We start from the raw sequence: 8,389 nt of genomic DNA on the forward strand, positions 1-8,389 counted from the left end.
ACTTTAGGTCTGCGACTTTACGGTAATATCTATGCGGGTGAGATTCTTTTAGCTTTGCTAGCAGGTCTTGCGACAAATGGATACGCCAACGGCATTGGCAGTGGTATATTAGGAACACTTATGGCCGCTGTACCAATGATTGCATGGCAAGGATTTAGTATTTTTGTAGGTACAATTCAAGCTTTCATTTTTACAATGTTAACAATGGTTTTCCTATCACACAAAGTGAGTCAAGACCATTAATTATAAAATTTGTTCATTAAGAACATATCTACTTTTTTGTAACATAAAAAAAACTTATATTTTTAAGGAGGAAATTTTATCATGACAGGTTCATTAGGTCTAATAGCAGCTGCTATCGCAGTTGGTCTAGGTGCATTAGGTGCAGGTATCGGTAACGGTCTTATCGTAGGACGTACAATCGAAGGTATGGCTCGCCAACCAGAAGCTAAAGGTATGCTTCAAACTACAATGTTCATCGGGGTTGCATTAGTTGAGGCCCTTCCTATTATCGCAGTAGTAATCGCGTTCATCGTAATGGGTCAATAAGATAATTAAAATGTTCAATAATGGCGAAGATCATTCCATAAGAACCTTCGCCATTCATTTATGCTTTAAATCTAGTTTTACTAAGTAATTCAACCTTAAAATCCCTTTTCAAAGCAATTTTGAAAATTAAAAGCTTTTATAAGTGAATCTCTTGAAGGGAGTGAACCGAGCGTGTTAACAAGCAGTCTAGTCCTTGGGGCAGCAGGAGCTGAAGCCCATTTTAATAGTGGAGATGTAATTTTCCAGCTTGTCATTTTTATCATTTTGTTAGCGTTGCTTAAGAAATTTGCTTTTGGTCCGCTAATGGGAATCATGAAAGAACGTGAAACTCACATCTCTAATGAAATCTCAGCAGCAGAAACAAGCCGTGTAGAAGCAAACAAACTTCTAGAAGAGCAACGTGAACTTTTAAAACAGTCACGTGTTGAAGCGGGACAACTTATTGAAAACGCGAAAAAACAAGGTGACGTGCAACGCGAAGAAATCATCTCGGCAGCACGCATGGAAGCTGAACGTATTAAAGAATCAGCTAAGCGTGAAATTGTCCAGGAGAAAGAAAAAGCAGTTGCAGCTCTACGTGAGCAAGTTGCTTCCTTATCTGTACTTATCGCATCTAAAGTGATTGAGAAAGAACTTTCAGAAGCAGATCAAGAAAAATTGATTGATGAGTACATCAAAGAGGCAGGAGAATAGTTATGAGCGATACTTCAGTAGCAAAGAGATATGCAGTAGCTCTTTTCCAAATTGCTCAAGAACAAAACCTTCTCGATCAAATCGAAGAAGAAATTCGCGTGATTAAAGAAGTTTTCTCTAATAATAAAGAACTAGTAACGTTCTTAACACACCCGAAAGTATCTTCTGAACAGAAAAAATCTTTCCTTACAGAAATACTTTCTAATACATCTATTCAAGTTCAAAATACGATTGCCTTGATGAATGACCGTCATAGAACGGACGCGATTGCAGCAATGGCAGCTGAATTCATTGAACTTGCAAATGAGTTTAAATCTGTGGCAGAGGCACAAGTGTACTCTGTACGCCCACTAACTGAAGCAGAGCGTGAAGCTATTTCAACTTCATTTGCAGCTAAAGTTGGTAAAAAGACATTAAGAATCGAAAATATCGTAGACCGCAGCATTCTTGGTGGCATTAAGCTTCGAATTGGCAACCGTATTTTTGACGGAAGCGTAAGCGGCAAGCTTGAGCGCCTTGAGCAGCAACTATTAGGATAACATTTGTAGATAGGGGTGAAATTCATGGGCATCAAAGCTGAAGAAATCAGTGCGCTGATTAAAAAGCAAATTGAAAACTATCAGTCAGAAATTAAAGTAAGCGATGTAGGTACTGTAATCCAAGTTGGTGACGGTATCGCGCGCGTTCATGGTCTTGACAATGTAATGGCTGGAGAGCTCGTAGAATTCTCAAATGGTGTCATGGGTATGGCACAAAACCTTGAAGAGAATAACGTTGGTATCGTTATTCTTGGACCTTTCAAAGAGATCCGTGAAGGTAGCGAGGTTCGTCGTACTGGACGTATCATGGAGGTTCCAGTTGGTGAAGAATTAATCGGACGTGTTGTAAATCCTCTTGGACAACCGGTTGACGGTTTAGGACCAATCAACACGACTAAAACTCGTCCAATCGAAAGCCCAGCAACAGGGGTTATGGACCGTAAATCTGTTCATGAGCCACTTCAAACTGGTATCAAGGCGATTGACGCTCTTGTTCCAATCGGACGTGGACAACGTGAGTTAATCATCGGAGATCGTCAAACAGGTAAAACATCTGTAGCGATCGATACAATCTTAAACCAAAAAGATCAAAACATGGTATGTATTTATGTTGCGATCGGTCAAAAAGAGTCTACTGTTCGTGGAGCAGTTGAAACTCTTCGTAAGCATGGTGCTTTAGATTACACAATCGTAGTAACAGCTTCTGCTTCTCAACCTGCTCCGCTATTATTCTTAGCTCCTTATGCAGGTGTTACTATGGGTGAAGAATTCATGTTCAACGGTAGACATGTACTTGTTGTATATGATGATCTTTCTAAGCAAGCTGCGGCATACCGTGAGCTTTCACTATTATTACGTCGTCCTCCAGGTCGTGAGGCGTTCCCAGGGGATGTATTCTACTTGCACTCCCGTTTATTAGAGCGTGCAGCTAAATTGAACGACACTCTAGGTGCTGGTTCTATCACTGCACTTCCATTCGTTGAAACACAAGCTGGAGATATTTCTGCTTATATCCCAACGAACGTAATCTCCATCACTGATGGACAAATCTTCTTACAATCAGACCTATTCTTCTCAGGCGTACGTCCTGCGATCAACGCTGGTCTTTCTGTATCTCGTGTAGGTGGATCTGCTCAAATTAAAGCAATGAAAAAGGTTGCAGGTACACTGCGTCTTGACCTTGCTTCTTACCGTGAGCTTGAAGCATTCGCACAGTTCGGTTCTGACCTAGATAAAGCTACACAAAATAAACTTGCTCGTGGTGCTCGTACTGTAGAAGTCCTAAAGCAAGATCTAAATAAACCATTAAAAGTGGAAAAGCAAGTTATGATCCTTTATGCATTAACTCGTGGCCACTTAGATAGCGTTCCAGTTGAAGATATCCGTCGTTTCGAAGGCGAATTCTTAAACTGGTTAGATTCTAACCGTTCTAATTTATTAGACCATATCCGTACGACTGGTGATCTTCCGAAAGACGACGAGATCGTATCTGCGATTAACGATTTCAAAAAGACATTTGTTGTTACTGAGTAATCGTATCAAGTCTAATGAAAATGAAAAGGGTGGTGAGAATCAATGGCATCTTTACGCGATATAAAGACTCGTATAACTTCTACTAAGAAGACGAGCCAAATTACAAAAGCGATGGAAATGGTATCTGCAGCTAAATGGAACCGTGCTGAGGGGAATGCGAAAAAATTCGTACCTTACATGGACAAAATCCAAGAGGTTGTTGCCAGCATCGCGCTTGGTAGTAAAGGTGTGACTCATCCGATGCTTGTATCTCGTTCTGTTAAAAAGACGGGTTACCTTGTAATTACATCTGATCGTGGACTTGCAGGAGCTTACAACAGCAGCATCCTTCGTCACGTCTTTCAAACCATTAAAAAACGCCATAAATCTCAAGATGAGTATGCAATCATCGCCATCGGTCGTGTAGGTCGTGATTTCTTCCTAAAACGTGGCATGAATGTCGTGTTAGAAAGAACCGGTGTACCTGACCAACCTTCCTTTGCAGATATTAATGAGATTACTAAGTCAGCAGTCGGATTGTTCTCTAATGGAACTGTCGACGAACTGTACTTATGTTATAACCATTATGTAAGTGCGATTCAACAAGATGTAACAGAGAAGAAGCTATTACCATTAACGGAAATTGCGACTTCCACAAAGCTTACATCTTATGAATTCGAACCTTCTGCAGAAGAAATCTTGGAAGTCTTACTTCCACAATATGCAGAAAGTCTAATTTATGGTGCGTTATTGGATGGAAAAGCGAGTGAGCATGCAGCGCGTATGACAGCAATGAAAAACGCGACTGACAATGCGAAAGAACTTATCAGCTCTCTTTCTTTACAATATAACCGTGCACGTCAAGCAGCGATCACTCAGGAAATCACTGAGATTGTCGGCGGTGTAGCTGCATTAGAATAGAAAATGGATACCGGTAGCTTGATCGAAGTGCTGCCGGTATATCTTGATTGACCCGTAAATGTTACGTTAGGAGGGAAAACGATGAATAAAGGACGCATTACCCAAGTAACAGGTCCAGTTGTTGACGTAAAGTTCGAAAACGGTCAACTTCCTGCGATCTATAACGCGTTAACAGTACAAAAAGCAGCGACTGGCGAAACCTTGACTCTAGAAGTAGCCCTTCATCTTGGTGACGATTCAGTTCGTACAGTAGCTATGGCTTCAACTGACGGTTTAACTCGTGGTGCTGAAGCAGTAGATACAGGTGCTCCTATCTCTGTACCTGTAGGTGATATTACTTTAGGTCGTGTTTTCAACGTATTAGGTGAAAATATTGACCTTGAAAGCCCGATTGAAGCAGGCGCTCGTCGTGACCCAATCCACAGAACTGCTCCTACATTCGAGCAGCTTTCTACTCAAGTTGAAATCCTTGAAACTGGTATCAAAGTAGTAGACCTTCTTGCACCATATATCAAAGGTGGAAAAATCGGTCTATTCGGTGGTGCTGGTGTAGGTAAAACAGTACTTATCCAAGAATTAATCAACAACATCGCACAAGAGCACGGTGGTATCTCCGTATTCGCAGGTGTTGGTGAGCGTACTCGTGAAGGAAATGACCTTTTCCACGAGATGACTGATTCTGGAGTTATCAAGAAAACAGCGATGGTATTCGGACAAATGAACGAGCCACCTGGAGCACGTATGCGTGTTGCCCTAACTGGTTTGACAATGGCTGAATACTTCCGTGATGAGCAAGGTCAGGACGTGTTATTCTTCATCGATAACATCTTCCGCTTTACTCAAGCAGGTTCTGAGGTTTCTGCCCTACTTGGTCGTATGCCATCTGCGGTAGGTTACCAACCAACTCTTGCAACTGAAATGGGTCAGCTTCAAGAGCGTATCACATCTACAAGCGTAGGTTCTGTAACATCTATCCAAGCGATTTACGTTCCAGCCGATGACTATACGGATCCGGCTCCTGCAACTACATTCGCTCACTTAGATGCAACTACTAACCTTGAGCGTAAGCTTTCTGAGATGGGTATCTACCCTGCGGTGGATCCTCTTGCTTCAACTTCTCGTGCATTAACACCTGAAGTTGTTGGAGAAGAGCACTACTCAGTAGCACGTCGCGTACAGCAAACTCTACAACGCTACAGAGAACTTCAAGATATCATCGCTATCTTAGGTATGGATGAGCTTTCTGAAGACGACAAGCTTGTAGTAGGTCGTGCACGTCGTATCCAGTTCTTCTTATCTCAAAACTTCCACGTTGCTGAACAGTTTACTGGACAAAAAGGTTCTTATGTACCTGTAAAAGAAACTGTTAAAGGCTTCAAGGAAATTTTAGAAGGTAAGTACGACGATCTTCCAGAAGATGCATTCCGTCTAGTTGGAAGAATCGAAGAAGTGGTTGAAAAAGCTAAACAAATGGCGTAATAAAGGGACCTAGGAGGGTATGGAATGAAGACGGTACAAGTCAGTGTTGTTACTCCCGATGGCCCAGTATATGAAGCAGACGTAAGAATGGTCAGCACAAAAGCAAAAAGCGGAGATCTTGGTATTTTACCAGGCCATATTCCAATGGTAGCTCCACTTGAAATTGGTGCTGTTCGCCTTAAAAAGGAAAACGGAAATGATTTCATCGCCGTAAACGGTGGATTTTTAGAAGTTCGTCCTGATAAGGTAACAATCCTTGCACAATCTGCTGAAAGAGCTGAAAATATCGATGTTGCTCGTGCAAAAGCTGCTAAAGCTCGTGCTGAAAAGCGCTTGCAGGACAAACAAGAACACGTTGATGCTAAACGTGCAGAGCTCGCTTTAAAACGTGCCATCAACCGTATAACAATTTCAGAAACTAAGTTTTAATATAAAAAAACCCTTCCGGCTGGAAGGGTTTTTTGTATGAATTGAAGCCGTAGTCGAGTCTGGTTAAAGAAGCTGTGCCGGTTTTTATGCACTTTTCCTTGGATACCATTCACTTCAGCTCGGATATCATTCACTTTAGGGATTTTTACTCTTCACTTTTCAAAATTTACTCTTCATTTTTTGTGAAATTACAAGTTTTATCCACGTATTTTGAACGTTACTCTTCATAAAGTTCTCTTTACCTTTGGCATTAATCTTTTATCATTCACTTTCTTTCCCGCTTATCCTTTACATTCAAAAAATTGTTCCCTCTGGAATGAAGCAAACTGGCTATATTTACAGAATACTTCGTTTATCTTTTATATCCCCGCTATATCCGTTACATATATATTCAATCATATTGAAGGCATAAGCTAAATTTTCTACAAACAATCTCCATAAAATTGGTACAAATTTTTCCCGACACTTGGACATATATTTAAATTGTGTACTATTAGCAAACATTGGAAGGTATTATCGACACGTTTTTCCATCAGTGATATAATGTATTCGGTTACATTTGAAATTTCTGAATGGTCTGTTTTTTTGAAAGTTAGATGGTCACTAAAAAACAAAGGGGGATGGGCATGGATCTATTAAACCTGTATCAGAACAACTATCTGATTGTTTTTGTGTTTCTATGTCTAGGGGTATTACTTCCGGTTGTGGCACTGTTTTTAGGGAAATTGTTGCGACCGTACAAGCCGATCGAGGCGAAGTATACGACGTATGAGAGTGGGATGGAACCATTCCATGATTCAAGAGTCCAATTTAATGTCCGCTATTATATTTTTGCCTTGATGTTTGTTATTTTTGACGTAGAGACAGTGTTTCTCTATCCATGGGCGGTAGCGTACGAAAAATTGGGCATTTTTGCATTAATTGAAATGATGATTTTTGTGTTTATGCTGATTATTGGACTTGTTTACGCTTGGAAAAAGAAGGTGCTGAAATGGACTTAAAGCTAGAGGGAATTTCTCAACAGGAAATGGAAGAGTTAAGGCAAAATGTTTTCATGGCAACCTTGGAACAAATCAAGGCTTGGGCTCGAAGTAACTCGTTATGGCCAATGACCTTTGGTTTAGCTTGTTGCGCCATTGAGATGATGGGTGTTGGCTCATCTCATTATGACTTGGACCGTTTTGGCTCTTTTTTCCGAACTTCACCAAGACAATCTGATGTCATGATTGTTTCCGGAACTGTTACGAAAAAGATGGCCCCAATTGTAAAGCGCTTATATGATCAAATGCCAGAGCCGAAATGGGTTATAGCGATGGGTTCATGTGCAACAGCTGGAGGTCCATATGTGAAGTCATATTGTGTCGTGAAAGGCGTAGACCAAATCGTTCCAGTCGATGTATACATACCAGGCTGTCCTCCTAATCCTGCTGCACTAATGTATGGGATCAATAAATTGAGAGAAAAGATTCGTCACGAAGCAAAAACCGGAAAGAAGGTGATGTAACGTGAGCGAAGGAAAAGACCTTGATCAGTTGAAAAAAGAAGCTGCAGCCAAAGCAAAGGCTGCTGCCCTGGCTAAAATGAAAGCTAAGGAACAAGGGGCTGCTTTAGCAACTTCTGAAGCAAGTGAAGAGGATGACATGGATCTAGCGAAGAAAAAAGCTGCAGCTGCAGCCAAAGCGAAAGCCGCTGCCCTAGCCAAGATGAAGGCAAAGGAGCAAGAAAGTGCGGGGTCAACCACCGAATTAGCCGAAGAGGATAACACGGACCTAGCTAAGAAAAAAGCTGCCGCTGCAGCCAAAGCGAAAGCCGCTGCCCTAGCCAAGATGAAGGCGAAGGAACAAGAAAGTGCGGGGTCAACCTCCGAAACAGCCGAAGAGGATGACATGGACCTAGCTAAGAAAAAAGCTGCCGCCGCTGCGAAGGCAAAAGCTGCTGCCCTAGCCAAGATGAAAGCAAAGGAACAAGCAGAAGACGTTGTCGGAGCAGAACAAGCAGGCGATAATGAAAAAGCGAAAGCCATAGCAGCCGCAAAAGCAAAAGCCGCTGCTGCAGCTAAAGCGAAAGTTGCTGCCCTAGCCAAACAAGGCGGAGCAGAGCCAGCAGGCGATGATGAAAAAGCAAAAGCCATAGCAGCCGCAAAAGCAAAGGCCGCTGCCGCTGCGAAAGCGAAAGCCGCAGCGCAAGCCAAACAAGGCGGAGCAGAGCTAACGGGCAATGATGAAAAAGCGAAAGCCATAGCAGCCGCAAAGGCCAAAGCTGCAGCC

The 8,389-nt window shown here is 42.0% G+C and carries 10 protein-coding genes and 1 pseudogene; all 11 read left to right on the forward strand.

The annotated features are described in order from the left end of the window. On the forward strand, window positions 1–243 hold a 243-nt coding region (locus DBX25_RS20990), incomplete at its 5' end, for a F0F1 ATP synthase subunit A (protein ID WP_240620096.1). 81 nt (window positions 244–324) lie between these two features. Beyond that, window positions 325–549, forward strand: a complete 225-nt coding sequence (gene atpE / locus DBX25_RS00680; protein WP_108668857.1) for a F0F1 ATP synthase subunit C — start codon at window positions 325–327, stop codon at window positions 547–549. 171 nt (window positions 550–720) lie between these two features. Continuing rightward, window positions 721–1,242: a F0F1 ATP synthase subunit B gene (atpF, locus tag DBX25_RS00685; RefSeq protein ID WP_108668858.1), complete on the forward strand. Its 522-nt coding sequence runs from the start codon at window positions 721–723 to the stop codon at window positions 1,240–1,242. A 2-nt stretch (window positions 1,243–1,244) separates the two neighbouring features. Beyond that, window positions 1,245–1,781: a F0F1 ATP synthase subunit delta gene (locus DBX25_RS00690; RefSeq protein ID WP_108668859.1), complete on the forward strand. Its 537-nt coding sequence runs from the start codon at window positions 1,245–1,247 to the stop codon at window positions 1,779–1,781. A gap of 24 nt (window positions 1,782–1,805) precedes the next feature. Then, on the forward strand, window positions 1,806–3,314 hold the full coding sequence (atpA, locus tag DBX25_RS00695; RefSeq protein WP_108668860.1) for a F0F1 ATP synthase subunit alpha: 1,509 nt from the start codon (window positions 1,806–1,808) through the stop codon (window positions 3,312–3,314). Between the two features lie 42 nt (window positions 3,315–3,356). After that, entirely contained in the window at window positions 3,357–4,214 is an 858-nt protein-coding gene (locus DBX25_RS00700; protein ID WP_108668861.1) for a F0F1 ATP synthase subunit gamma, read from the forward strand. 81 nt (window positions 4,215–4,295) lie between these two features. Then, window positions 4,296–5,693 (forward strand): F0F1 ATP synthase subunit beta, encoded by a 1,398-nt coding sequence (gene atpD / locus DBX25_RS00705; protein WP_108668862.1) that lies wholly within the window; start codon window positions 4,296–4,298, stop codon window positions 5,691–5,693. A 24-nt stretch (window positions 5,694–5,717) separates the two neighbouring features. Further along, on the forward strand, window positions 5,718–6,122 hold the full coding sequence (locus DBX25_RS00710; protein ID WP_108668863.1) for a F0F1 ATP synthase subunit epsilon: 405 nt from the start codon (window positions 5,718–5,720) through the stop codon (window positions 6,120–6,122). Between the two features lie 626 nt (window positions 6,123–6,748). Beyond that, window positions 6,749–7,123, forward strand: a complete 375-nt coding sequence (locus DBX25_RS00715) for an NADH-quinone oxidoreductase subunit A (protein ID WP_108668864.1) — start codon at window positions 6,749–6,751, stop codon at window positions 7,121–7,123. After that, on the forward strand, window positions 7,114–7,626 hold the full coding sequence (locus DBX25_RS00720; RefSeq protein WP_108668865.1) for a NuoB/complex I 20 kDa subunit family protein: 513 nt from the start codon (window positions 7,114–7,116) through the stop codon (window positions 7,624–7,626). Before DBX25_RS00715 ends, DBX25_RS00720 begins: the two co-directional genes overlap by 10 nt. Before the next feature lies 1 nt (window position 7,627). Continuing rightward, window positions 7,628–8,389 (forward strand): annotated as a pseudogene (locus tag DBX25_RS20995) (NADH-quinone oxidoreductase subunit C); the annotation flags it as partial.

The sequence above is a fragment of the Peribacillus acanthi genome, assembly GCF_003073175.1.
Taxonomy (GTDB): Bacteria; Bacillota; Bacilli; order Bacillales; family DSM-1321; genus Bacillus_BN; species Bacillus_BN acanthi.

Bases quoted from the DNA above. Each gene is read 5' to 3' on its own strand.
- DBX25_RS00700 (WP_108668861.1), top strand. From the start codon at position 3,357: ATGGCATCTTTACGCGATATAAAGACTCGTATAACTTCTACTAAGAAG.
- DBX25_RS00710 (WP_108668863.1), top strand. From the start codon at position 5,718: ATGAAGACGGTACAAGTCAGTGTTGTTACTCCCGATGGCCCAGTATAT.
- atpE (WP_108668857.1), top strand. From the start codon at position 325: ATGACAGGTTCATTAGGTCTAATAGCAGCTGCTATCGCAGTTGGTCTA.
- atpD (WP_108668862.1), top strand. From the start codon at position 4,296: ATGAATAAAGGACGCATTACCCAAGTAACAGGTCCAGTTGTTGACGTA.
- DBX25_RS00715 (WP_108668864.1), top strand. From the start codon at position 6,749: ATGGATCTATTAAACCTGTATCAGAACAACTATCTGATTGTTTTTGTG.
- DBX25_RS00720 (WP_108668865.1), top strand. From the start codon at position 7,114: ATGGACTTAAAGCTAGAGGGAATTTCTCAACAGGAAATGGAAGAGTTA.
- atpA (WP_108668860.1), top strand. From the start codon at position 1,806: ATGGGCATCAAAGCTGAAGAAATCAGTGCGCTGATTAAAAAGCAAATT.
- DBX25_RS00690 (WP_108668859.1), top strand. From the start codon at position 1,245: ATGAGCGATACTTCAGTAGCAAAGAGATATGCAGTAGCTCTTTTCCAA.